Source organism: Actinoplanes italicus (assembly GCF_003001815.1).
Lineage (GTDB): Bacteria > Actinomycetota > Actinomycetes > Mycobacteriales > Micromonosporaceae > Actinoplanes > Actinoplanes italicus.
On the sequence record NZ_PVMZ01000006.1, the window covers coordinates 321,942 to 345,583 of the forward strand.

General features: G+C 70.1%; 21 protein-coding genes. 9 read left to right on the forward strand and 12 right to left on the reverse strand.

Annotated elements, in window-relative coordinates:
• Position 1: 1 nt before the first annotated feature.
• Positions 2–1,183 (reverse strand): acetoin utilization protein AcuC, encoded by a 1,182-nt coding sequence (locus CLV67_RS17700; RefSeq protein WP_106319879.1) that lies wholly within the window; start codon positions 1,181–1,183, stop codon positions 2–4.
• 151 nt (positions 1,184–1,334) lie between these two features.
• On the opposite strand from CLV67_RS17700, the gene CLV67_RS17705 reads away from it, so the two are divergent.
• Positions 1,335–2,024 (forward strand): iron-dependent transcriptional repressor DtxR, encoded by a 690-nt coding sequence (locus tag CLV67_RS17705; RefSeq protein WP_106319638.1) that lies wholly within the window; start codon positions 1,335–1,337, stop codon positions 2,022–2,024.
• A gap of 30 nt (positions 2,025–2,054) precedes the next feature.
• Here the strand turns inward: CLV67_RS17705 and CLV67_RS17710 are convergent, their stop codons facing one another.
• Together CLV67_RS17710 and CLV67_RS17715 are read right to left on the reverse strand one after the other, a co-directional pair.
• Positions 2,055–2,624 carry a hypothetical protein gene (locus CLV67_RS17710; protein WP_239165957.1) on the reverse strand — a complete coding sequence of 190 codons (570 nt, stop codon included), beginning with the start codon at positions 2,622–2,624 and terminating at the stop codon, positions 2,055–2,057.
• A 66-nt stretch (positions 2,625–2,690) separates the two neighbouring features.
• Positions 2,691–2,930, reverse strand: coding sequence for a DUF5522 domain-containing protein (locus CLV67_RS17715; RefSeq protein ID WP_239165958.1), 240 nt, complete (start codon positions 2,928–2,930; stop codon positions 2,691–2,693).
• Between the two features lie 72 nt (positions 2,931–3,002).
• Between CLV67_RS17715 and CLV67_RS17720 the strand changes: the two genes are divergently transcribed.
• From CLV67_RS17720 to CLV67_RS17735, 4 genes are all read left to right on the forward strand, one after another.
• Complete coding sequence (locus CLV67_RS17720; protein WP_106319642.1) at positions 3,003–3,473, forward strand: hypothetical protein; 471 nt, start codon at positions 3,003–3,005, stop codon at positions 3,471–3,473.
• Entirely contained in the window at positions 3,470–4,381 is a 912-nt protein-coding gene (locus tag CLV67_RS17725; protein ID WP_106319644.1) for an alpha/beta fold hydrolase, read from the forward strand. The genes CLV67_RS17720 and CLV67_RS17725 overlap by 4 nt, the downstream gene beginning before the upstream one ends.
• Before the next feature lie 99 nt (positions 4,382–4,480).
• Positions 4,481–5,029, forward strand: a complete 549-nt coding sequence (locus CLV67_RS17730) for a hypothetical protein (RefSeq protein ID WP_106319646.1) — start codon at positions 4,481–4,483, stop codon at positions 5,027–5,029.
• 69 nt (positions 5,030–5,098) lie between these two features.
• On the forward strand, positions 5,099–6,097 hold the full coding sequence (locus CLV67_RS17735; protein WP_106319648.1) for an SGNH/GDSL hydrolase family protein: 999 nt from the start codon (positions 5,099–5,101) through the stop codon (positions 6,095–6,097).
• Positions 6,098–6,321: 224 nt separating this feature from the next.
• On the opposite strand, the gene CLV67_RS17740 is transcribed toward CLV67_RS17735, so the two are convergent.
• The 3 genes from CLV67_RS17740 to CLV67_RS51950 all read right to left on the reverse strand — a co-directional run bounded on the left by CLV67_RS17740 (position 6,322) and on the right by CLV67_RS51950 (position 10,323).
• On the reverse strand, positions 6,322–9,222 hold the full coding sequence (locus CLV67_RS17740) for a vitamin B12-dependent ribonucleotide reductase (RefSeq protein ID WP_106319650.1): 2,901 nt from the start codon (positions 9,220–9,222) through the stop codon (positions 6,322–6,324).
• An 82-nt stretch (positions 9,223–9,304) separates the two neighbouring features.
• Positions 9,305–9,823 (reverse strand): transcriptional regulator NrdR, encoded by a 519-nt coding sequence (nrdR, locus tag CLV67_RS17745; RefSeq protein ID WP_106319652.1) that lies wholly within the window; start codon positions 9,821–9,823, stop codon positions 9,305–9,307.
• Positions 9,824–10,185: 362 nt separating this feature from the next.
• Positions 10,186–10,323, reverse strand: coding sequence for a hypothetical protein (locus CLV67_RS51950; RefSeq protein WP_170153907.1), 138 nt, complete (start codon positions 10,321–10,323; stop codon positions 10,186–10,188).
• Positions 10,324–10,572: 249 nt separating this feature from the next.
• Here CLV67_RS51950 and lexA point away from each other — a divergent pair, with 249 nt between their 5' ends.
• The gene (gene lexA, locus CLV67_RS17750; protein ID WP_106319654.1) at positions 10,573–11,346 is read left to right on the forward strand and encodes a transcriptional repressor LexA; all 774 of its coding nucleotides are present in this window, start codon (positions 10,573–10,575) and stop codon (positions 11,344–11,346) included.
• Between the two features lie 405 nt (positions 11,347–11,751).
• On the opposite strand, the gene CLV67_RS51955 is transcribed toward lexA, so the two are convergent.
• Positions 11,752–13,485 (reverse strand): hypothetical protein, encoded by a 1,734-nt coding sequence (locus tag CLV67_RS51955; protein WP_106319656.1) that lies wholly within the window; start codon positions 13,483–13,485, stop codon positions 11,752–11,754.
• A gap of 92 nt (positions 13,486–13,577) precedes the next feature.
• Positions 13,578–14,990: a GTPase HflX gene (gene hflX, locus CLV67_RS17760; protein WP_106319657.1), complete on the reverse strand. Its 1,413-nt coding sequence runs from the start codon at positions 14,988–14,990 to the stop codon at positions 13,578–13,580.
• A gap of 153 nt (positions 14,991–15,143) precedes the next feature.
• On the opposite strand from hflX, the gene CLV67_RS17765 reads away from it, so the two are divergent.
• Positions 15,144–16,604: an NAD-dependent malic enzyme gene (locus tag CLV67_RS17765; protein WP_106319659.1), complete on the forward strand. Its 1,461-nt coding sequence runs from the start codon at positions 15,144–15,146 to the stop codon at positions 16,602–16,604.
• A 75-nt stretch (positions 16,605–16,679) separates the two neighbouring features.
• Here CLV67_RS17765 and CLV67_RS17770 read toward each other — a convergent pair whose 3' ends face one another.
• Genes CLV67_RS17770 through miaA form a run of 3 tightly spaced genes read right to left on the reverse strand, consistent with a single transcriptional unit; the run spans position 16,680 to position 19,161 of the window.
• Positions 16,680–17,402, reverse strand: a complete 723-nt coding sequence (locus tag CLV67_RS17770; RefSeq protein ID WP_106319661.1) for a glycerophosphodiester phosphodiesterase — start codon at positions 17,400–17,402, stop codon at positions 16,680–16,682.
• On the reverse strand, positions 17,402–18,247 hold the full coding sequence (gene dapF / locus CLV67_RS17775) for a diaminopimelate epimerase (RefSeq protein WP_106319664.1): 846 nt from the start codon (positions 18,245–18,247) through the stop codon (positions 17,402–17,404). The genes CLV67_RS17770 and dapF overlap by 1 nt, the downstream gene beginning before the upstream one ends.
• A gap of 8 nt (positions 18,248–18,255) precedes the next feature.
• A complete protein-coding gene (miaA, locus tag CLV67_RS17780; protein ID WP_239165965.1) occupies positions 18,256–19,161 on the reverse strand; it encodes a tRNA (adenosine(37)-N6)-dimethylallyltransferase MiaA in 906 nt (301 codons plus the stop codon).
• Between the two features lie 180 nt (positions 19,162–19,341).
• On the opposite strand from miaA, the gene CLV67_RS17785 reads away from it, so the two are divergent.
• A complete protein-coding gene (locus CLV67_RS17785) occupies positions 19,342–20,550 on the forward strand; it encodes a DUF349 domain-containing protein (protein ID WP_106319668.1) in 1,209 nt (402 codons plus the stop codon).
• Here CLV67_RS17785 and CLV67_RS17790 read toward each other — a convergent pair whose 3' ends face one another.
• Positions 20,551–21,504 carry a threonine ammonia-lyase gene (locus CLV67_RS17790; protein WP_106319670.1) on the reverse strand — a complete coding sequence of 318 codons (954 nt, stop codon included), beginning with the start codon at positions 21,502–21,504 and terminating at the stop codon, positions 20,551–20,553.
• 84 nt (positions 21,505–21,588) lie between these two features.
• Here CLV67_RS17790 and CLV67_RS17795 point away from each other — a divergent pair, with 84 nt between their 5' ends.
• On the forward strand, positions 21,589–22,503 hold the full coding sequence (locus tag CLV67_RS17795) for a LysR family transcriptional regulator (protein WP_106319672.1): 915 nt from the start codon (positions 21,589–21,591) through the stop codon (positions 22,501–22,503).
• Positions 22,504–23,642 lie beyond the last annotated feature (1,139 nt).

Below are 23,642 nucleotides of genomic sequence, written 5' to 3' on the forward strand. Positions count from 1 at the left end.
CTCAGTCCCGGGGATCGTGGGGGTCTAGGCCGTGCAACGGGAAGACCGCGGTCCGGGTGGCGAGGACGGCCCGGTCCACCGGATCGTCGGAGGTCCCCGGCCAGGCCTGCACGCTGGGCTCGGACCCATCGGTCATCGTCTCCGGAATCGTAGCCCCCGGACGGCGGGTCGCGGCCAGCGCGCGCCACTGCTGCGGGATCCGCAGCTCCGGCGCCAGCGGCTCGCCGGTGGCCACCGCGAGCAGGTGCGTCCAGGCTCGGGGAACCACCTCGACCAGCGCGTATCCCCCGCCGCCGGTGGCCACCCAGCGGCCGTCGCAGAGCTCGTCGGCCAGCTGCCGCATGGCGATGTACGCCGCGCGCTGCCCGTCCACCGACAGCCGCAGGTCGGCCAGCGGGTCGAGCCGGTGCGCGTCGGCGCCGCACTGGCTGATGATGATCTCCGGGGCGAAGGCGCGGACCACCGACGGGACGATCGCGTGGAACGCCCGGAGCCAGCCGGCGTCGCCGGTGCCCGGTGGCAGCGGCACGTTCACCGCGGTGCCCTCGGCGTCCGGCCCGCCGATCTCGTCGGCGAACCCGGTGCCCGGGAAGAGTGCCAGCGGCGACTCGTGCAGGCTCACCGTGAGCACGCGAGGGTCGTTGTAGAAGGCGGTCTGCACGCCGTCACCGTGGTGCACGTCGACGTCGATGTAGGCCACCCGCTGAGCGCCCTGCTCCAGTAGCCAGGCGATGGCCACCGCGGGGTCGTTGTAGACGCAGAAGCCCGCGGCCCGGGCCGGCATGGCGTGGTGCAGGCCGCCCGCCACGTTGACCGCGCGCCGGGACTCGCCGTGCCAGACCGCCCGCACGGCGGCCAGCGTCGCGCCGCAGATCCGGGCGGACGCCTGGTGCATGTCGTCGAAGACGGGGTTGTCCGGTGTGTTCAGTCCCCAGCCGGTGAAGAACGGGTCGATCGGGGCGTGGCGGACCGCGTCCAGATAGTCGGCACGGTGCACCCGGGTGAGATCGGTCTCAGTGGCCGGCACCGGAGTGACCATCCGGACGCCGGGGCGGTCCAGAACCCCCAGCTCCCGGGCCAGCGCCATGGTCAACTCGATCCGCACCGGATTGAGAGGATGATCGCCCATGTCGTAGTCGAGCAGGGCACTGTCCCAGACCACCGCCGTCGTGTCGTCCGCCATGCCCGCCATGCTCGCACGCCGTTCCCGTCCCCCGGTCGTGGCGCTGTGCTGTTAGCACACGTGTTCCGCCGTCGGGTAGGGTCGGCAGGCACTTGTCCGGGGCGGCGGTCTACCCACCGCAACGCGGTATTATCGCTGCTGGGAGGACCGCATCGTGAACGATCTCGTCGATACCACCGAGATGTACCTGCGCACCATTCTCGAACTCGAGGAGGAAGGCGTCCCAGCGCTTCGTGCCCGGATCGCCGAGCGCCTCCACCAGAGCGGTCCCACGGTCAGTCAGACCGTCGCGCGGATGGAACGCGACGGCCTCCTCACCGTCGAGGGTGACCGCCATCTCGTGCTCACCGAGCTGGGCCGCACCACCGCGGTGGCGGTGATGCGCAAGCACCGTCTCGCCGAGCTTCTGCTGGTCAACGTCATCGGCATGCCCTACGAGGAGGCCCATGAGGAGGCCTGCCGCTGGGAGCACGTGATGAGCGACGCCGTCGAGAAGCGGGTGTACGAGCTGCTCAACAAGCCGACCCGCTCGCCGTACGGCAACCCCATCCCCGGCCTCGATCAGCTCGGCGCCCCGGATGACACCGTCGAGTCGCTCAGCCTCGGCGAGCGCAACCTGGCCTTCCCCGGTCTCAGCGGCAGCGTGGTCATCCAGCGCATCTGCGAGAGCGTGCAGACCAACTCCGACGTGCTGCGCCAGCTGCACGCGGCCGGCATAAACCCGGGCACCACGGTGACCGTCGCGCAGGAGCGCGACGGCGTGACCATCGACGGTTCGGCCGGTGACAAGATCCGGCTGCCACGTGAGGTCGCGTCGCGGGTCTTCGTGGCGGCTCGCTAGCTTGGGCGGCTCGCCAGCAGTGGCGGCTCGCTAGCCGTTAGTCGTGCTCAGGGCCTTGGCGAGGTCGAGCAGCTTCGCGTTCATGTCCTTCACGTCGGCCGCCGAGGCGCCCTTCGCGAAGGTGAAACGGACGGTCTGCAGCTGCTTCGCCTCGCTGAGCCAGCCGATCTCCACGGTGGGCCCGTGGTCGGCGGCGGCCTTGGCGTTGAGCCGGTAACCCGCGCGGCCCAGCCCGGTCAGCTTGGTGGCCTTCGCCGGCATCCGGGTGTCCAGGAAGACCTCGGCGTTCGCGGTCGTCGTCTCCACGACGGACAGCGACAGGTCGGGCCAGGCCCCGCTCAGCGTCTGCACCACGCAGGTCGACGTGTCCTCGACCTGGTCCGCGGCGGACACGGCGAACCGGATGCCGATCGCCTGCTCGATGAAGTCGTAGTCCCACAGGATGCATGCGCCACCGGCCGACGCGGCGGGCTGCTCGGCCAGGTCCTCCGCGGTCGACGGCGCCGGGGTGACGAGGGTGGCGGACTCGTCGCCGGAGTCGCTGCAGCCGGCGACGGCGAACAGGACGGCGGCGCCGATCACGGCCAGACGCTTGGGCACTGATGATCCTCCCCGGGGCGGGCGCACACACCGTACTGGGCGGGCGGCGATCGCGAAAGAGGGCGATCAGGCGTCGGTCACGTACGGGCAGTGACGGCAGCCACGTGTGCAGCAGGTCTCCCGGGCCGCCAGGAATCCGGCCGTCAGCACGAAGAGGCCGGAGCCGGGGTCCAGGTAACCGGCCTGACCGGCCTCGAGGGCGGCGGCGTGCTCGGCGAGGATCTCGGCACGGTGCGGATGGTCCGGTGCGAGGCGGGACGGGTGCGGCTCGGTCAGCGCACGGGGCGCCAAAGGGAGTCGCTTCACGGCACGAACCCTATCCCGGCGGTTCCGGCACTTCACTTGACACCAGCTGTCAAGTAGCGGAACGATTGCCACATGAGCGAGACCGGCGACCTCACCGGGCAACTCCTCCGGATCCTCGACAACCGCCTGCTCGACCCGCTCGAGATCCTCCTGGAGGACGCCCACGTCGTCGACGACGTGCGCGGCCTGCTCCGCCGCCGGGCCGCCGGCTGGGCCCGGATCCTGGAGACCGGTGACGACGCCGCGGCGATCCGTATGATCGCCAGGCTGATCGCCACGCTCTATCCCGACGACCGCGCCTTCACGCCACCGGTCGACTGGTGGCGCACCCCGCTCGGCCAGATCGTGGTGCGCCGGGCCGGCCACCCGTTCGCGGCCTCGGTCTCCTACGCGACCGCCGGCGCGATGCTCGGCATCAGCCGGCAGGGCGTGCACGACCTGGTCCGCCGTGGCCGCCTGCCACGGCATCCGGACGGTGGCGTCCCCGTCGACGCCATCCGTGACCGGCTCCGCAACTCCCCTCCCACCGAGGAGTCCTCATGATCAACGACCGTCTCATCGACGCCGGTGGCGTCCAGATCGCCACCCGCGACTTCGGCGGCGACTTCGGCGCCGAGCCACCCCTGCTTCTCTTGCACGGCGCGGGTGGCAACCTGGCCCACATGACCACGCTCGCGCGGGCGCTGCGGCCCCGGCACCGCGTGGTGACCATGGATCTGCGCGGGCACGGCCGTTCCGGCGACGGCCCGTGGAGCTGGGACGCCGCACTCGGCGACCTGGCGGCCGTCTGCGTCCAGCTCGAGCTCGAGCGTCCCGCGGTCGTCGGCCACTCGCTGGGCGGCATGCTGGCCGCCCTCTGGGGCGAGCGACACCCCGAGTCGCCCGGCGTGATCAGCCTGGACGGCAACCCGCCGCCCACACGCCCCGAGCACCTTCCCGGACTCGACGAGGAGAAGGCGGCGGCCGAGCTGGCCCGCCTGCACGCGGTCTTCGACGCGATCCAGGCCGCCGCCGGTCAGGTGATCCCCGCCGACCAGCTGCCCGACCTGGTGGAACGGCAGCAGATGGCGGCCCGCGACATGGGCGCCAACGAGAAGGTGTGGGTCGAGGGCTTCCGGCGCAACCTCGTCCACCTCGGCGGTGAGACCTCGATCCGTCCGTCGGCCGCTCTCACCGCCGAGCTGCGCACCGCCATGAACGAGCTCGACCTGACGCCGGTCTACGCCGCGACTACCTGCCCCGAGCTCGTCGTCCTGCCCACGCGCGACCTGCCCGAGCAGGAGCCCTTCGCCGAGCTCTACGCCGCGCACCGCCGCTTCCTGGTCGAGCAGGCCGCCGCCGTCGGCCACCTGCGTCATCTGTCCCTGGCCGATTCCTCGCACGCCATGGTGATCGAGCAGCCCGCCCTGCTGGCCACCGTGATCACCGACTTCCTGACCGCGGCGCGCTGAGCCCGGTCTCGTTGAGCCGGGGCCGGTCGACAGCCCCGTACAGCCCACATCCGACAATGTGCTTCGACGGGGGACGGAGACATCTAGGAGGGAAGCACGATGGCCAGCCCGGAGGACCTGCAGGCGGAGGCGCGTACGCTGCTCGCGCTGCTGGAGCCGCTGGGGCCACTGATGCCCACCGGCAGTTTCGTCTCGGGCCTGATGGTGTGGCGCGACCTGGACGTGATGCTCCACGGTGGCCCCGGTTTCGGTCCGGAGGACGTCGTGGCCCTGCTCGGCAAGGCGGTGACGATCCCCGGGCTGACCGGCTTCACCTGCACCGACGAGCGCGGTGACCGGTCGCCGACCGGGGAACGGCACGACGAGCGGTACCACCTCACCCTCACCATCGGTGAGTGGCGTGTCGATCTCTCGATCTGGCTGCACGACGATCACGCGAATGTGACCGAATGGCACCGTGAACTCACGACCCGCCTGACCGACGAGGAACGCCAGGCCATCCTCGCCGTCAAGAACGTCTGGCACCTTCGTCCGGAGTATCCGGACGAGGTCAGCGGCTTCGAGATCTACACCGCGGTGCTGGAGCACGGCGTCCGGACCGCGGTCGAGTTCGGTGTCTGGTTGCGAACCGAGCGCAACGTCCGCTGACGCACTCATCGCCCGTCCGGGCCCGCCGATACAGCCGACGTAGGCATCGGCACTCCAGGATGGGCACAGATGAGGCGTCTCCGGCTCGGCATGTTCGCGGCTTCGGTCACAGGGCTCCTGTTCTGCACCGGCATGGCAACCTCCGCGTCAGCGCAACCGTCCGCACCCGACCTCACCGGCTCCGTCGCGTCCGCCACCCTGCGGATCATGCCGCTCGGCGACAGCATCACGGTCGGCGTCGGCTCGCCGGGCAAGAACGGCTGGCGCGGCGATCTGCAACGCCGTCTCCGGGAGGCCGGCATGCCCGTCGACTTCGTCGGCTCGCAGAGCGAGGGCACCGGAGGAGACCTCGACCACGAGGGCCACGGCGGGTGGACGATCGAGCAGATCGCCGGCATCGCCGATCAGCGGCTCGCCGAGTACGAGCCCGACGTGGTGCTGCTGCACGCCGGAACCAACAACATCACCCGCTCCGAGGACCCGGAGTCGGCCGGCGCCAAGCTGTCCGCTCTGATCGACGTGGTCCACAACCGGGTGCCCGGCGCCCACGTCTTCGTGGCGCGGATCGTCGGCACGGCGGTCAGGTCCGAGACGGCCGCCAACCGGGCGTACAACGCGCTGATCCCGGAGATCGTCCGCGACAAGGGGCCGATGGTTCACCTCGTCGACCAGTCCACCGTCACCGGGCTGGACATCTACGACGCCCACCACCCGAACGAGTTCGGGTACCGCAAGATGGCCTACAACTGGTACCAGGCCATGCGCGCCACCCTCCACCCGGAGTGGCCCGGCACGGGTAACCCGTACAAGGCCCGCAAGGCCTATCTGTGCCACGCCAGGAGCCGTACCGAGCGGGACTGCCGTACCTGGGAGGTCCGCCGGGTCATCGTCTCCCGGGAGGGCGGCCAGGTGGTCACCGCGAGGCGCTGGCAGACCCGTCGTGTGGTCACCGAGTCGGTGCGGGTGTGGGAGCCGGGCCACTACGAGTACCGCCACGGCGGCAAGACCTGGGTGCCGGGCCGACAGGTGACCAAGACCCGACAGGTCAGCCGCTGGTCCAACACCTGACAGCGACCACGAGAGCGCCCCGGTCCTCATCGGACCGGGGCGTTTCGTCGTTCGCGTACAAACCAGCGGGACGGTCAGATCCCCGCCCGTCGCCGGAGGGCAGCAGGAGGACAGCCGGCAGGAACGCCGGGGACAGGCCCTGTCCGGCCAGGATCAGCCGATCTCAGGTACGGAAAGTCCCCCGGACCGTTCCAGGTCCGGGGGACTTTCCGATCAGTCGACTTTCAGCTGCAGCCCGAGGTCGAGCCGCAGCCCTCACAGACGTAGCAGCTACCGGCACGGCGCATCTTCGTACCGCAGGTGAAGCAGAGCGGTGCGTCGGCCGCGTGGCCGGTCACCTTCTCCAGCAGCTCGGTCGAGGAGCCGACGGACGCCGGGGTCTCCTTCTCCGGGGCGGTGGAGGCCTTCACCTCGGCCACCGTCACCTTGGCGGGGCCGGTCGGGGCGGTGACCGGAGCGGAGGCGGCCAGGGCGGCCATCTCCTCGGCCGCCGCTTCCGCCGCCGCCTCGGCGGCGGCCTGCGCGCTGCGCTCCTTGACGGTGAAGATGCCCAGCTCGGCCCGCGTCTCGTACGGCAGGAAGTCCAGCGCCAGGCGACGGAAGATGTAGTCCATCACCGAGGTCGCCATGCGCACGTCCGGGTCGTCGGTCATACCGGCCGGCTCGAAGCGCATGTTGGTGAACTTGCTGACGAACGTCTCGAGCGGGACGCCGTACTGGAGCCCTATCGAGATCGCGACCGAGAAGGCGTCCATGACACCGGCCAGGGTGGAACCCTGCTTCGACATCTTGAGGAAGACCTCGCCGAGACCGTCGTCCGGGTAGGACGAGGCGGTCAGGTAGCCCTTGGCACCGGCGACCGAGAACGACACCGTCTCCGACGTCCGCTTCTTCGGCAGGCGCTTACGGATCGGGCGGTACTCGATGACCTTCTCGATGATCTTCTCGACCTCGGCGACCGGAATCGCCGGGGCCTCGACCTCGGTGGTCTTCTTCTTGGCGGCCGACAGCGGCTGGCCGACCTTGCAGTTGTCCCGGTAGATCGCGAGCGCCTTGAGACCCAGCTTCCAGCCCTGGTAGTGGATCTCCTCGATCTCCTCGACGGTCGCCGTCTCCGGCATGTTGACCGTCTTGGAGATCGCGCCCGAGATGAACGGCTGCACCGCGGCCATCATCTTGACGTGGCCGAGCGGCGAGATCACCCGGTCGCCCATGGCGCAGTCGAAGATCGCGTAGTGCTCCGGCTTGAGGCCGGGCGCGTCGACGACGTTGCCGTTCTCGGCGATGTGCTCGACGATCGCCTCGACCTGCTCCTCGGGGTACCCGATGCTGCGCAGGGCGCGCGGAACCGTCTGGTTGACGATCTGCATCGAGCCGCCGCCGACGAGCTTCTTGAACTTGACCAGGGCCAGGTCGGGCTCGATGCCGGTGGTGTCGCAGTCCATCATCAGACCGATGGTGCCGGTCGGTGCGAGCACCGAGGCCTGCGCGTTGCGCCAGCCGTTCTTGGCACCGATCTTGTTGCCGTTCTGCCACTGCCGGGTCGCCTCGCGCAGGATCTCGGTGGCGACCACGCCCAGCGGACGGACCTCGTCGTTGGCGGCGGCGTGCTTGCGCATGACCCGCTGGTGCGCGTCGGCGTTACGGGCGTAGCCCTCGTACGCGCCGACGACGCCGGCCAGTTCGGCGGAGCGCCGGTAGGCGGTACCGGTCATCAGCGAGGTGATCGCCGCGGCGACACTACGACCACCATCGGAGTCGTACGGAAGACCGGACGCCATGAGCAGCGCGCCGATGTTCGCGTACCCGATGCCGAGCTGGCGGTACGCCCGGGTGGTGACGCCGATCTTCTCGGTCGGGAAGTCGGCGAAGCAGATCGAGATGTCCATCGCGGTGATGATGAACTCGACGCTCTTGACGAACTTCTCCACCTCGAAGCCGCCGTCGGCCTTGAGGAACTTCATGAGGTTGAGCGAGGCCAGGTTGCAGGACGAGTCGTCCAGCGACATGTACTCCGAGCACGGGTTGGACGCGGTGATCCGGCCGGTCTCGGGGTTGGTGTGCCAGTCGTTGATCGTGTCGTCGTACTGCAGGCCGGGGTCGGCGCACTCCCAGGCGGCCTGGGCGATGCCACGGAACAGCTTCTTGGCGTCGATGGTCTCGATGACCTCGCCGTCGAGGCGACCGCGGAGACCGAACTCGGCGCCCTCTTCGTACGCCCGCATGAACTCGTCGCTGACCCGCACCGAGTTGTTGGCGTTCTGGTACTGCACCGACACGATGTCGGCGCCGCCCAGGTCCATGTCGAAGCCGGCGTCCCGCAGCGCACGGATCTTGTCCTCCTCGCGCGCCTTCGTCGAGACGAACTCCTCGATGTCCGGGTGGTCCACGTCGAGGATGACCATCTTCGCCGCGCGCCGGGTGGCGCCGCCGGACTTGATGGTGCCCGCGCTGGCGTCGGCGCCGCGCATGAAGCTGACCGGGCCGCTCGCCGTTCCGCCGGACGAGAGCAGTTCCTTGGAGGACCGGATCCGGGACAGGTTGACACCCGAACCGGAGCCGCCCTTGAAGATCAGGCCCTCTTCCTTGTACCAGTCGAGGATCGAGTCCATCGAGTCGTCGACCGACAGGATGAAGCAGGCGCTGACCTGCTGCGGCGACTTGGTGCCGACGTTGAACCAGACCGGCGAGTTGAAGCTGAAGACCTGGTGCAGCAGCATCCAGGTGAGCTCGTGGTCGAAGATCTCCGCGTCGGCGGGGGTGGCGAAGTAGCCGTACTCCTCGCCTGCCTTGCGGTAGGTCTTCACGACCCGGTCGATCAGCTGCTTGAGCGACCACTCCCGCTCAGGGGTGCCGACCGCGCCACGGAAGTACTTCGTCGTGACGATGTTCGCGGCGTTCACGCTCCAGAACGCCGGGTACTCTACGCCGCGCTGCTCGAAGTTGATCGAGCCGTCGCGCCAGTTGGTCATGACGACGTCGCGGCGTTCCCACTCGACCTCGTCGTACGGGTGAACGCCCTCGCTCGTCCAGACCCGCTCCACTCGCAGCCCCCCGGCCGCCGCGCCGCCGCCGCCGTTCGTCCGGCTGCGCTGGCGACCTGCAGTGATGCCGTCTCCGGCCATATGGATGTGCTCCCCCTCGTAGGTACCGCTACAAACGTGTCGGTAAGAAGTGCCTCGGGCTGAGGCCGGCCGAACTGACGCCTCAGCCGTTCAGCTTGGGTGCGCGTCCCCCGGACCGTGGCGCGATCGCATGTCGCGTCCCGGATTCCCGGACGGGGCCGGCTTCGCGCAGCGCGGCGATCTCCTTCTCGAATTCGTCGAGAGAGTCGAACGACTTGTACACGCTGGCGAACCGGAGGTAAGCCACCTGGTCCAGCTCACGCAACGGCGTGAGGATGGCCAGGCCCACATCGTGGCTCGGGATCTCGGCGGCGCCACGGGCCCGGACGGCTTCCTCCACGCGCTGCGCGAGCTTCGCGATGGAGTCCTCGTCGACGGGCCGGCCCTGACAGGCCTTGCGTACCCCGCTCATGATCTTCGTCCGGCTGAAGGGCTCGGTGACACCGCTGCGCTTGACCACCGCGAGGACCGCCTCCTCGACCGTGGTGAAGCGCTTGCCGCACTCGGGGCACGAGCGGCGGCGACGGATCAGCTGACCGTCGTCGGCCTCACGTGAGTCGACCACGCGAGAATCGGCGTGGCGACAGTACGGGCAGCGCACCTTGATCTCCTTACCAGACCCGTCTCACCGGTCTCCGGGCACGCCGAAACGCAGCGAACCCATTGTCGGAGCAATCGGTTGCGCTGTGGATGACATGTGGATAACCGAGAAGAAGGAAACCCAACCTGTGGACGACTTACATCCGTGTAACCACTAGATGTTGGGGTAGACGCTAGGCCCCGGCGGACGCCGATGCAAGTTCACCCGTGTGCCGACGCGCCGTATTTTCCGCCTCACCACCTGGGGTGATGACACCATCACGCGCAGCGGCCGGATCGAGCCGTGCGACGCGCCGGAGAATCGGGCAGCACACCCGACGGAGATCAACCGGGGATGCCCGGGACGCCCCGCGGTAACGCAGATCAGCCCTGCGAGGCGATGGTGAACAGGACCACGTTCGCCAGAGCGACGGTGGCGAAGAACAGACCGAGCAGCACCACTCGGCCACGACGGGTGAGCCGTAGCGGCGGCTCGGCGTGTCGCGCACCACTGACCGTCATGTCTGACCCCTCTCGGACACCCGTTCGATAGAACGCCCGTACGACGGTCTATCAGAACACAGGTACGGAAGTCGAGCCTTTCGGAGCGACACGCCGGTGAAAACTCGTACAGATGTTTGAATATGTCGGACCTGCACACTAGGTTCTCCGTCAAGAGGGGTCAGCCGGACGCACGCCATCCCCACGGCGTCGACCGGCTCCGCGACGCACCACGTGCCGCGAGGCACCTGGCCGACAGGGAGGGCGGACGTGTCGACCGAAGACCGGACGAACCGACAGCAGCAGAGCAGGAAGCCCGAGACCGTCCGGCGCCGCGCACCGAGTCGTTCCCGCGGCGCCGACGCGCCGCAGTTACGCGCGGTCACGCCGATCGGTCATGTCCCGGAAGTGGTCGCCTCCGACCTGACCGCACGGCAGCGGCGGATCCTGGAGTTCATCCGCGACTGGGTGGAGCGTTACGGCTATCCACCCAGCGTCCGTGAGATCGGCGAGGCCGTCGGCCTGGTCTCCCCCTCCAGCGTGGCCTACCAGCTGAAGGCCCTGGAGTCCAAGGGATACCTGCGCCGCGACCCCAACCGGCCGCGGGCCGTGGACGTGCGTGCGCCCAGTGACATGGTCGACGACGAGGCACTGCGGGCCGCCCGTCCGCAGCCCGCGTACGTGCCGCTGGTCGGGCGCATCGCGGCAGGCGGACCGATCCTCGCCGAGCAGGCCGTCGAGGACTTCTTCCCGCTGCCGCGCGAGCTGGTGGGCGAGGGCGAGGTGTTCATGCTCGAGGTCAAGGGCGACTCGATGATCGACGCCGCGATCTGCAACGGCGACTGGGTGGTGGTACGCCAGCAGCCCAACGCCGAGGCCGGTGACATCGTCGCCGCGATGATCGACGGCGAGGCGACGGTCAAGAGCTACCGGCAGCGGGACGGGCACGTCTGGCTGATGCCGGCGAACCCTGCCTTCGACCCGATCCCGGGCGACGACGCGACGATCATGGGCCGCGTGGTGGCGGTTCTGCGCCGCGTCTGACCGGCCAACCGCCGCGTGGTGACTTGTGGCTCGCCCACGGGCACAGGTCACCACGCAGCAGCCACCCAGCACCGGCGTGGACATCTACGGCCCACCAGCGGGCACAGGTCACCACACAACAAGCGCACACCACCAACGTGACGAACAACGGCCCACCGGCGGGCACAGGTCACCACACAACAAGCGCACACCACCGGCGCGGCGAACGATGGCCCACCGGCGGGCACAGGTCACCACACAACAAACGCACACCACCGGCGTGACGAACAACGGCCCACCGGCGGGCACAGGTCACCACGCAGCAAACGCACACCACCGGCGTGACGAACAACGGCCCACCGGCGGGCACAAGTCACCACGCAGCAAAAAGCCGGTTCCGCTGGTGCAGCGAAACCGGCTTCGGGGCTAACGGCGGCCGTCGGGGCCCGGTGGGCGGTTGCCGCCATAGGTTCCGGGGCTTCGGGGTGCCTGGCCCTGCGGTCCCCGGGGAGGCTGCTGCCCGCCGTAGACACCGCCGCCACCACCACCGGGTCCCTGCTGCGGGCCGCGTGGGGGCTGCTGCGGACCGCGCGGCGGCTGCTGCTGAGGCCCGCCGCGACCGGGCGCCTGCTGCGGACCGCGCGGAGCCTGCTGCGTATTGCGTGACGGGGCCTGCTGCGGGTTGCGAGGCGGGGCCTGCTGCGGACTGCGCGACGGAGCCTGCTGCGGCCCACGCGGCTGCTGACCGGCGGGACGGCCGTACTGCGGGCCGCCGCCCTTACCACCACCCTGACCGCCGCCACCCTGCCCGCCAGCGCCCTTGCCGCCACCGCCCGGACCGCCGTAGACGCCACTGCCACGCTGAGGGCCACCGGAGGCCGGACCGGAGGACTGCGCCGCCGCCCCGTAGACGGGACCACCACCACCGGCCCGCCCGGATCCGTAGGAGGCACCTCGCTGCGGGGCGCCGCCGACGCCGATCAGCTCGGTCTCGGGATCCCCCTTGTGCGGGCCACCCGACATCAGGTCGTCGTCATCGTCGGCGCGGCCCTGCGGCGACTTGCGGAACCGCATGATGCCGAAGACACCGGCGCCGACCAGGATCAGGCCGAGCACGCCGATGCCGCCCACGATGTAGGTGATGCCGTCGATGCCGAGGTCGGTGATCCACGAGCTGCCGCCGTCGGCGTCCGCGGACTTCGTCGACTTCGCGGCGACCGTGGTGGCCGGGGTGTACTCCCGGATGTGGTTGGCCGTCTCCTTCACACCGCTCATGTCGGAGACCGTGTAGAACAGCTTGCCGTCGCTGCTGTAGGCGATCGCTTCACCGAGCTGCTCATTGGGCAGGCCGGTGGTGCGGGGCTCCTTCTTCAGGGCCGCGATCACGTCGCCGCCGGACACGTCCCACTCGAGGGCGTCGGTGTAGGTGCGCAGCACCACCTTGCCCGCGTTCTCGGTGACCGCGCCGCCGGTGATGGTCTTATTGCCGATGCGGGCGATCGGGTTGCCGGCCGTCTCGGTGGCGGAGAGCTTGATCTCGCCGACCCGCTCCAGCGGCACCGGGGTGTTGCTGTTCTTCTTCAGCGCGGTGGCCGGCTTGTAGACGCCGGCGGGCGCACCGACCTCCTTGGTGACGATCAGCGGGGTGCCGTCGCCGTCGAAGATCAGGGCCTCGGCGTCGTGCTTGTCCTTGTCCGGGTACTTCACCCGGTGGATGACCGCCTCGCCGTTGCCGCTGACCGGAATGCTCCAGAGCGCGACGTGCGGCCGGGTGTCCGACGGGTCGTTGCGGACGTTGTTGTCGCCGGTGTCGGCGATCCACAGCGTCTGGCCGTCGGGAGACAGGACGATGTCCTCGGCGTCCAGCGGCGTGCCGTCGAAGGAGGCCTCTTTGACCTTCTTGCACTCACGGTTGAGGAAGTAGATCTTGGCGGTGCCACCGTCGATCCGTCCGTCGTTGATCACGGCGAAGCCGTTCTTGGTGGTCGCGAGGCCGGAGATCTCGGTCAGCTCGGTGTCGCCGATCTTGCAGAGCTTCTTGCCGGGCGTCGACTTCGCGCTGACGGTGGGCGCTGGCGTCGGGTCCTCGGCGGACGCGCTGGAGGAGCCGACCATTACCAGACCGAAGGCCACGATGGTCGAAAACACGAGACGCCGCATCCGAACAGTGTCGCACGCGACGTCTCGTGCCGGTATTACGTGTGGATCAACTCGGGCGACAGACCCCGTGAAGTCCGGATTGCGCTTACTGATCAGCTCTGAAAACCGGACAGCTCCGCCGCGAACTGCTCATCGACACGGACCACTAGTTCGGTGCCTTCGTCCAGATGCCGGGACTGGATCACCTGACCGGTCCGGTGCACCCGGGCGACCAGGTCACCCCGGTCGTACGGAATCAGGACCCGCAGCTCGACCGCAGGACGGGGCAGCCGGTCGGCGATCGCCTTGTGGAGCTCCGCGATGCCGGCTCCGGACCGGGCGGACACGAAGAGCGCCTCCGGCCACGTCCGCTTGAGCCGCAGCACGGTCTCCTCGTCGGCCGCGTCGACCTTGTTGATCACCAGCAGCTCGGGGAGCTGATCGGCACCGACCTCGCCGAGCACCTCGCGGACCGCGCTGACCTGACCCTCCGGGTCGGGGTGGGCGCCGTCGACGACGTGCACCAGCAGATCGGCCTTGGCGACCTCCTCCAGCGTCGAGCGGAACGCCTCGACGATCTGGTGCGGCAGGTGCCGGACGAATCCGACCGTGTCGGAGAGCGTGAAGATCCGCCCGTCCTCCGCGGCGGTGCGCCGGGTGGTCGGGTCGAGGGTCGCGAACAGCGCGTCCTCCACCAGCACACCCGCACTCGTGAGACGGTTGAGCAGGCTGGACTTGCCGGCGTTGGTGTAACCGGCGATCGCCACGGCCGGAACGCCGCTGGCGACACGGCGGGAGCGCTTGGTCTCCCGTACCGTCTTCATGGCTTTGATCTCGCGCCGCAGTTTCGCGATGCGGGTGTTGATCCGCCGCCGGTCGGTCTCCAGCTTGGTCTCACCGGGACCACGTGTGCCGACACCGCCGCCGCCCGAGCCACCGCCCGCGCCGCCGCCCTGCCGGGACATCGCCTCACCCCAGCCGCGCAACCGCGGCAGAAGGTATTGCAGCTGGGCGAGCTCGACCTGAGCCTTGCCCTCCTTGCTCTTCGCGTGCTGGGCGAAGATGTCGAGAATCAGCGCGGTCCGGTCGACGACCTTGACCTTGATCTGCTCCTCGAGCTTGCGCAGCTGCGAAGGCGACAACTCGCCGTCGCAGATGACCGTGTCGGCGCCGGTCATGATGACCACGTCGCGCAGTTCGTCGACCTTGCCGCGACCGATGAAGGTGGCGGCGTCGGGCTGTTTGCGTCGTTGGATCAGGCCCTCGAGGACCTGGGAGCCTGCGGTCTCGGCGAGAGCCGCGAGCTCGGTGAGTGAATTGTCGGCGTCTTCGACGCTGCCCTCGGTCCACACTCCGACCAGCACGACCCGTTCGAGTCGCAACTGGCGGTACTCGACCTCGGTGACGTCGGTCAGCTCGGTGGAGAGACCGGCCACCCGCCTGAGCGAGTGCCGCTCCTCGAGCTCCAGGTCCCCGGTGGTGGGATCCAGCTCGTCAAGGACGGGTGTCTGGTACGTGTTTCGCAAAAGTGACCTCCTACGTCCGATCGTGGCACGTCACGAGAGCGAACGCATCCGCATAACTCCACCTGACCCACGAGTAACCACCGAGCGGTGAGCCGTTATTCCACAAGAGCGACAATCTCCAGTACTCACCCCACCAACGTCGGAGGGAACACCGTGGTGACCACCCGCCTGCCGAGCGCAGGATTCTCGATCACGATCCGAATCGCCGTTACCGCGGACGCCTCGTCCATCGGACGGCTCACCACCTGTGTGGGTGAGGCCGGTGCGATCGTGACGGCGCTGGACGTGGTGGACTCCGACCCCACGCACGTGCTGGTCGACCTCACCTGTGACACCGCTGACGCCGCGCACGCCGACCAGGTCGTCAAACAGCTGGAGCAGCAGGACGGCGTCGACGTCCGCAAGGTCTCCGACCGGACGTTCCTGCTGCACCTGGGCGGCAAGATCGAGGTGTCGTCGAAGGTCGCGCTCCGCAACCGTGACGAACTGTCCCGGGCGTACACGCCGGGTGTCGCCCGGGTCTGCATGGCGATCGCCGAGAACCCGGCGGACGCCCGCCGCCTCACCATCAAGCGCAACACGGTCGCCGTGGTCAGCGACGGCTCGGCCGTCCTGGGCCTGGGCAACATCGGCCCGGCCGCCGCGATGCCGGTCATGGAGGGCAAGGCCGCGCTGTTCAAGCGGTTCGGCGGCGTCGACGCCTGGCCCGTGGTGCTCGACACCCAGGACACCGACGAGATCGTCGCGATCGTCAAGGCGATCGCCCCGGCCTACGGCGGCATCAACCTGGAGGACATCGCGGCTCCGCGATGCTTCGAGATCGAGGCCCGGCTGAAGGAGATGCTGGACATCCCGGTCTTCCACGACGACCAGCACGGCACCGCGATCTGCGTGCTCGCCGCGCTGACCAACGCGCTGCGGGTGGTCGGCAAGCGGATGCAGGACGTCAAGGTCGTGGTGTCGGGGGCCGGTGCGGCCGGCACCGCGATCATGAAGCTGCTGATGCGCCAGGGTGTGGCGGACATCATCGCGTACGACCGGAAGGGCGTCCTGCACCGCGGGATGCCCGACCTCAACGAGTCGATGCAGTGGCTCGCGGAGAACACCAACAAGGAGAACTACGCGGGTGATCTGCCCGGCGCGATCGTCGGCGCGGACGTCTTCATCGGGGTCTCCGCGCCGAACCTGCTGACCGGCGACGACATCGCGAAGATGGCGCAGAAGTCGATCGTGTTCGCGATGGCCAACCCGGACCCGGAGGTCGACCCGCGGGAGGCCCGCAAGCACGCCGCGATCGTCGCGACCGGCCGTTCCGACCAGCCCAACCAGATCAACAACGTGCTCGCCTTCCCGGGCGTCTTCCGCGGCATGCTGGACGCCGCCGCCGAGGAGTTCACCGAGGAGATGGCGCTGGCCGCGGCCCGGGCCATCGCCGACGTGGTGGGTGAGGACAAGCTCAACCCCACCGTGATCATCCCGAGCGTCTTCGATCCCAAGGTCACCCCGGCGGTGGCGGCGGCGATCCGGGCGGTCGTCCGAGGCGTTCCGGCACCGTCCAACCCGGCGGCGGTTCCGGAGAGCGAACTCGACAAAGCCCCAGAAACAACCTTCTAGGGTACGGCTGTCGCGCGCCCGGGGTCACAGGGATCTCGGGCGCGCCGAACCCGTATCCCGGGCGGAGTACCGGCCTCAGGCGTTGACCCAGCCGGTGAGCTCGCCGACCAGATCCGTGATCAGACCGGCCGCACCCGCGTCCACCAGCGGCCGCCACTGGGCCATGTCGTTGGGCGTCCACGGCATCACGGCGACACCGGCCGCCGCCAGCGCGGCCATCGTCTCCGGTCCGTTCAGCACGTCGTCCACCGACGGGTTGCACCAGGTGACGCCCAGTTCCCGGCACAGCTCGACGGTCTCGGCGTCGAACCGGAACAGCAGCAGGCCACGACGCGCCTCGGGGGCCACGTCGCGGACCTTGCGCACCACGTCGGCGTCGAAGCTCTGCAGCACCGTGCGGTCCAGCAGGTCGCGCTCGGCGAGCTGGGCGACGATCGACTTCACCTCGTCGAGCGTGGCCGGCGGCTTGATCTCCACGAGCAGCTCGACCGGCGCGGGGGCGAGCAGGTCGAGCGTCTCGGCCAGCGACGGCACCCGCAGACCGGTGAACCCGGCCCCGAACCAGGAGCCGGCATCCAGCGCGGCCACCTCGTCCCAGGTCAGATCCCAGATCCGGCCGGCACCGTTCGTGGTCCGGTTGACCGTGCGGTCGTGGATCACCACGGGCACGCCGTCGCGGGTGGCCCGGACGTCGAACTCGACGACCGTGGCGCCGGCCCGGACCGCCGCGGCGAAGGCGGGCAGGGTGTTCTCGGGGGCGACCGCGGAATAGCCCCGGTGCGCGACGCGGGCCAGCATCAGAGCACGGCCCCCGGGTCGACCTCGCCGTCGGCGACCAGCACCGCCGGGCCCTCCAGCCACCACGCGCCGTCCGCGTCGGCGGTGACGATCACCCGGCCGCCGAGCACGTCGACCGCCACCGAGCCGGTGGTCAGGCCGGCATCACGCAGCGCCACCGCGCCGACCGCGAGCGCGCCGGTGCCGCACGACTGAGTCTCGCCGGAGCCGCGCTCGTGCACCCGCATGCGGACGTGCAGGTCGACGCCGTCCAGCGGCTCGGCGGGCTCGACGAACTCCACGTTCACCCCGGCGGGGAACACCTTCGCGTCGTGCAGCGGGGCGCGGGTCAGGTCGAGGGCGGCCAGTGCCACCCCGTCGTGGAGGCCGCAGACCAGGTGCGGGTTACCGCAGTCGACCGCGACTCCCGGGACGGTCAGGGCGCCGAGGGTCGCGGTGCTTCCCGCGTACACCCTCGGGGTTGTCATCCTCGCGCTGATCGTGCCTGCCCCGACGACCGTGAGCAGCACCCCGGCCCGCGTCGCCACCGGAAGGCCCGAAGGGCCGGACGTGGCCAGGCCGCGGTCCAGCAGATAACGCACGAAGACCCGCAGGCCGTTGCCGCACATCTCGGCGATCGAGCCGTCGCTGTTGTGGTAGTCCATGAACCACTCGGCCTCACCGGCGTAACCGGCGGCGTCGGGATGTTTGGCGCTGCGCACCACCCGGATCACGCCGTCGCCGCCGATGCCCCGCCGCCGGTCGCAGAGCGCCGCGACGAGTGCGGGCGTCAGCTCCAGCTCGCCGTCGGGATCGGGGAGCAGGACGAAGTCGTTACTGGTTCCATGGCCCTTGGTGAAACGCACGCGGCCCATCATCGCGCAAGGCCCACGGCATCCGCCAACAGCGTCGGGGCCGCGCCGTCGAGCCAGGTGACCGAGGGATCCCGGCGGAACCACGACCTCTGCCTGCGTACGAAACGCCGCGTGCCCTGGACCGTGTCGGCCTTGGCCTGCTCCTCGGTGAGCACGCCGTCGATCTGGGCGAGGGCCTGCTGATAGCCGAGCGCGCGGGACGCCGTCCGGCCGTCACGGATGCCGTCCAGGCCGCGCACCTCGTCGATCAGCCCGGCGGCCCACATCAGATCGACCCGCAGCGCGATCCGCTCGTCCAGCCCGGCGGTGTCCCGGTCGACGCCGATCTGCACCGACTCGTAGACGGGTCGCGGGTCCGGCAGCGAAGCGGTGAACGGCCGGCCGGTCAGCTCGATGACCTCCAGCGCGCGGACGATCCGGCGTCCGTTGCTGGGCAGGATCTTCGCGGCCGCCTCCGGGTCGCGCTCGCCGAGCCGGGCGTACAACGGGCCGGCCCCGGCGGCGGCCAGTTCCTCCTCGAGACGCGCCCGGATCGCCGGGTCGGTGCCCGGAAACTCGAAGTCCTCCAGTACGGCACGCACATAGAGGCCGGAACCGCCGACCAGCAGAGGCACCCGCCCGCGCGCGTGGATGTCGTCGATCGCGGCCCTGGCCAGCCGCTGATATTCGGCGACCGCGGCCGGTTCGGTGACGTCCCAGATGTCGAGCAGATGATGGGGTACGCCCTCGCGCTCGGCCGGGGTGAGCTTGGCCGTGCCGATGTCCATCCCCCGGTAGAGCTGCATGGAGTCGGCGTTGACGACCTCGCCGCCCAGCTCGTGCGCGAGCGCGATGCTCAGAGCGGACTTCCCGGCCGCCGTCGGGCCGACGACGGTGATGACTCGCAGACCTGTCCGGAACGGCACGAACCAACCGTAGGACACCGTTGTGTCACGGTCGTCAGCGGGAGCTTTCCCCTAACCGGGTTGGACCTGTGACAATGCGCGAGAAAGAATGCCGATGAGAAGTCGGCATTCATACTGCGCCGTGGCGGTGGCCGCGGGCCCGGTTCGGGCCGGTGACGCCGGGAGAACGAGGATGAGCTCATGAACGACTGGACGACCTTCGGGCGCGTGGATGCCGACGGCACCGTGTACGTGAAGACCGCTGAGGGTGACCGGGTGGTCGGATCCTGGCAGGCGGGCACCCCAGAGGAGGGGCTGGCCCACTTCGCCCGGCGATTCGCCGACCTGGTGACCGAGGTCGAGCTCGTCGAGGCTCGCCTCAAGTCGGGCGCGGCTGACGCGGCTCACTCGCTGAGCAGTGTCAAGCGACTGCGTGCGACCCTCGACGAGGCCCACGTGGTGGGCGACATCGACGGTCTCGCCACCCGCCTGGACCGGCTCGCGACGCTCGCCGAGGAGAAGGCCGGCGAGGCCCGCGCGGCCCGCGAGGTGGCCCGCACCGAGGCCCTCGCCCGCAAGACCGCGCTGGTCGAGGAGGCGGAGACGATCGCCGCCGACGCCACCGGCTGGAAGTCGGCCGGCGACCGCCTCAAGGAGATCCTGGACGAGTGGAAGACCATCCGCGGCGTCGACAAGAAGACCGACGGTGAGCTGTGGAAGCGGTTCGCCGCCGCGCGGGACGGCTTCACCCGCCGCCGTGGCGCCCACTTCGCCACCCTCGACGGCCAGCGCAAGCAGGCGCAGACCGCCAAGGAGGACCTGGTCAAGGAGGCCGAGGGCCTGGCCGACTCGACCGAGTGGTCGAGCACGGCCAACCGGCTCAAGGAGCTGATGACCGAGTGGAAGGCGGCGCCCCGCGCCGCCAAGGAGGCCGAGCAGCGCCTCTGGGAACGCTTCCGCGCCGCCCAGGACGCGTTCTTCACCCGGCGCAGCGAGGTCTTCTCCGCCCGCGACGCGGAGTACCAGGGCAACCTCGAGAAGAAGCAGGCCATCCTCGCCGAGCTCGAGGCCGTCGACGTCGACGCGGACGCCCGCGGCGCGCAGAACAAGCTGCGTGACGCCCAGGCCGCGTGGCACGAGGCCGGCCGGGTGCCGCGGGAGGCCTCCGCCTCGCTGGACCGGCGCTGGCGGGCCGCCGAGGAGCGCATCCGGGTGGCGATGGACTCGGCGTGGCGCAAGACCAGCCCGCAGGACAACCCGCTGCTGCGTCAGATGCGCGAGCAGGTCGCCGAGGCCGAGCAGCGTCTCGAGCGGGCGAAGACGGCCGGCGACAACCGCCGCATCAAGGAGGCCGAGCAGGCGCTCGCCTCCAAGAAGCAGTTCCTCGCCCTGGCCGAGCAGGCCAACTGATCACTTACGGCTGAGGGTCGCCAGTTCGTCGGCGTCGGCATTTCCGCCGGTGCAGACGACGGCGACCCTTTTCCCGTTGAAGAGGTCGGGGTGGCTCAGCACTCCGGCCAGGGCGGCCGCTCCGGCACCTTCGGCAAGGGTGTGCGCGGCGGTCGCGAGCAGTCGCCTCGCCTCGGTGATCTGTTCGTCGTCCACCAGCAGGAAGTCCGCCAGACGGTTCCGCATGACCCGCTGCGGCAGTTCGAACCCGCGACCGGTGGCCAGCCCGGCGGCGACGGTGCCGTTGGGGCGCTCGACGAGGTCACCGGACCGCCAGGAGTCGTGCGCGGCCGGAGAGGCCGACGACTGGACCGCGATCACCGCGCAGCCGGGGGCCACCTGCTCCGCGACCAGGCACGCGGCGGCCGCGCCGGTGCCGCTGCCGACCGGGACGACGATCGCGTCGAGGTCCGGGCGCTGCTCCAGGATCTCCAGGTACACGGTGCCGACGCCGGCCAGCAGCTCGGGCGTGTCACCGGGACTGACCAGCCTCGCCCCGGTCTCGGCGGCGTGCTGCCGGGCCTGCCGTTCGGCGGCCTCCAGGCTGTCCCCGGCCCGGACGGCGCGGGCACCCCAGCCCTCGACCGCCGCCGCCTTGCCCGTCGGCGTGCCGGCCGGCATGAACACCGTGCACTTCACCCCGAAGACATGACCGGCGTACGCCAGCGACTGGGCATGGTTGCCGGTCGACCAGGTGACCGTGCCGCGCTCCCGCTCGGCCGGGCTCGTGCCGGCCATCAGGGTCAGGCCGCCGCGCACCTTGAACGCGCCGACCGGCTGGGTGTTCTCGTGCTTGACCAGCACCGACGTGCCGGCGGCCGCGTCCAGCAGCGGATAGGACCACATCGAGGTGGGCGGCAGGTGGGAACGGAGCAGTTCACGGGCGGCGCGAATGTCGTCGAAGCTGAGATCCATGTCTACGATCGTCGGCCGTACGAAGGCATAGGTCCAATATCTTTGTTCTCGGTGACCTATAGACCGGATTGATAGGTTGGCCGGATGCTCGACGTCACGAGGCTGACCGTGCTGGTCGCCGTCGCCCGGCACGGTTCCGTGACCGCGGCCGCGCAGGCCTTGCACTACGCCCAGCCGACGGTGAGCCACCACCTAGCCCGGCTCGAGGCCGAGACCGGGACACGGCTGCTGCAGCGGTCCGGTCGCGGCGTGCGGCTCACCGATGCGGGGCGGCTGCTGGCCGACCGGGCCGAGGAGATCCTGGGCCGGCTCACAGCGGCCGAGGCCGAACTGGCCGAACTGGCCGGACTCCGTGCCGGGCGGGTCCGGCTGGCGGCGTTCCCGTCCGCGCTCGGTACCTTCGTGCCGGTCGCCGCGGCCGGTTTCGTGGCCGCCCACCCGGGCGTCGACCTGCGCTTCACCGAGGCCGAGCCGCCTGCCGCGATCCGGCTGCTGCGCGGCGGCGAGGTGGAGGCGGCGCTCGTCTTCAACCACCCCGGCGAGCCGTTCCCCGAGTGGTACGGCCTGCGGCACGAGCCGCTGCTGGAAGAGCCGACCTGCCTGGTCGTCCCGGCGGACTGGGCCGGCGACCGGCTCGCCGACCATCGGGACCGGCCGTGGATCGGCGGATGCGAGCGGTGCCGCGACCGGCTGGTCAACGCCTGTGCCGCGGAGGGCTTCACCCCGGACATCCGATTCACCACCGACGACTACGTGGCGGTGCAGGCGCTGGTCGCGGCTGGGATGGGCGCCACCACACTGCCCGCACTCGCGCTGGCCGCCCACCGTGATCCACGGGTGCGGGTGGTCACGCTGCCGGGTCCCGGCCGCCGGGTGTCGATCGCGCTACCCGGCGATCCGCCGGACCCACCGGCCACGGCCGCGCTGCTCACCCAGCTACGCGCCGCGACCCGCTCCTCCGGCTACGCCCCGCAACCACCAGCGAGCGACTCCCCGTAACCACCCTCAAGCGACCCACCGCACCCAGCCACCCACCGCACCCAGCCACCCACCGCACCACCAGCAAGCCAGCCAGCAACCCACCGCACCCACCAGCCAAGCAGCCAGCAATCCACCCGCACCTACCGCACCAGCCAGCGACCCACCGTAGCCGTCAGCCAGCCAGCCACCGCACCCATCCGCCAACCAGCCACCGCACCCATCAGCCAACCAGCCACCGCACCCATCAGCCAACCAGCGACCCACCGTAGCCGTCAGCCAGCAACCCACCGCACCCACCAGCCAGCCAGCCACCGCACCCATCCGCCAACCAGCCACCGCACCCATCAGCCAACCAGCGACTCACCGTAGCCGTCAGCCAGCAACCCACCGCACCCACCAGCCAGCCAGCCACCGCACCCATCCGCCAACCAGCCACCGCACCCATCAGCCAACCAGCGACTCACCGTAGCCGTCAGCCAGCAACCCACCGCACCCACCAGCCAGCCAGCCACCGCACCCATCCGCCAACCAGCCACCGCACCCATCAGCCAACCAGCGACTCACCGTAGCCGTCAGCCAGCAACCCACCGCACCCACCAGCCAGCCAGCCACCGCACCCGTCAGCCAACCAGCGACTCACCGTAGCCGTCAGCCAGCGACTCAACGCACTCACCGCGACTCGTCGCAAGCGCCGCCTCAGCGGCGACTCCCCGCACCCACCGCTCTGCACAACGCCACCTCTCACAGATCTTGTGAGGTTGTGGTCGCTGGAGCGGCGTAGCCGCACAAGATCGCCCGCCGCTTCGCCGCTTCGTCTCCTTGGCGGCAGATCTAGTGAGGTTCGGGTCGCTATGGCGGCCGAACCTGGCAAGATCAGGCGCACGGATGGGCGTGGGCCCGGCGGGGCGGCGACGAGGGCAAGAGCGCAGCAGACAAGCAAGGCCGGCACAGCCATAAGGCCGGCACAGCCATAAGGCCGGCACAGCCGCAAGGCCGGCACAGCCGCAAGACCGGCACAGCCGCAAGACCGGCACAGCCGCAAGACCGGCACAGCCGCAAGACCAGCACAGCCGCAAGACCAGCACAGCCGCAAGACCAGCACAGCCGCAAGACCAGCGCAGCCGCAGGTCACGTCCACCGAAGTGGTGTATGACCTG

Excerpts from the sequence above, each read along its gene's own strand:
- CLV67_RS17795 (WP_106319672.1), top strand. The coding sequence starts at position 21,589 with ATGCTCGACGTCACGAGGCTGACCGTGCTGGTCGCCGTCGCCCGGCAC.
- CLV67_RS17735 (WP_106319648.1), top strand. The coding sequence starts at position 5,099 with ATGAGGCGTCTCCGGCTCGGCATGTTCGCGGCTTCGGTCACAGGGCTC.
- CLV67_RS17770 (WP_106319661.1), bottom strand. The coding sequence starts at position 17,402 with ATGCTGGCCCGCGTCGCGCACCGGGGCTATTCCGCGGTCGCCCCCGAG.
- CLV67_RS17730 (WP_106319646.1), top strand. The coding sequence starts at position 4,481 with ATGGCCAGCCCGGAGGACCTGCAGGCGGAGGCGCGTACGCTGCTCGCG.
- CLV67_RS51955 (WP_106319656.1), bottom strand. The coding sequence starts at position 13,485 with ATGCGGCGTCTCGTGTTTTCGACCATCGTGGCCTTCGGTCTGGTAATG.
- CLV67_RS17725 (WP_106319644.1), top strand. The coding sequence starts at position 3,470 with ATGATCAACGACCGTCTCATCGACGCCGGTGGCGTCCAGATCGCCACC.
- CLV67_RS17790 (WP_106319670.1), bottom strand. The coding sequence starts at position 21,504 with ATGGATCTCAGCTTCGACGACATTCGCGCCGCCCGTGAACTGCTCCGT.
- CLV67_RS17785 (WP_106319668.1), top strand. The coding sequence starts at position 19,342 with ATGAACGACTGGACGACCTTCGGGCGCGTGGATGCCGACGGCACCGTG.
- CLV67_RS51950 (WP_170153907.1), bottom strand. The coding sequence starts at position 10,323 with ATGACGGTCAGTGGTGCGCGACACGCCGAGCCGCCGCTACGGCTCACC.
- CLV67_RS17740 (WP_106319650.1), bottom strand. The coding sequence starts at position 9,222 with ATGGCCGGAGACGGCATCACTGCAGGTCGCCAGCGCAGCCGGACGAAC.
- CLV67_RS17700 (WP_106319879.1), bottom strand. The coding sequence starts at position 1,183 with ATGGCGGACGACACGACGGCGGTGGTCTGGGACAGTGCCCTGCTCGAC.
- CLV67_RS17720 (WP_106319642.1), top strand. The coding sequence starts at position 3,003 with ATGAGCGAGACCGGCGACCTCACCGGGCAACTCCTCCGGATCCTCGAC.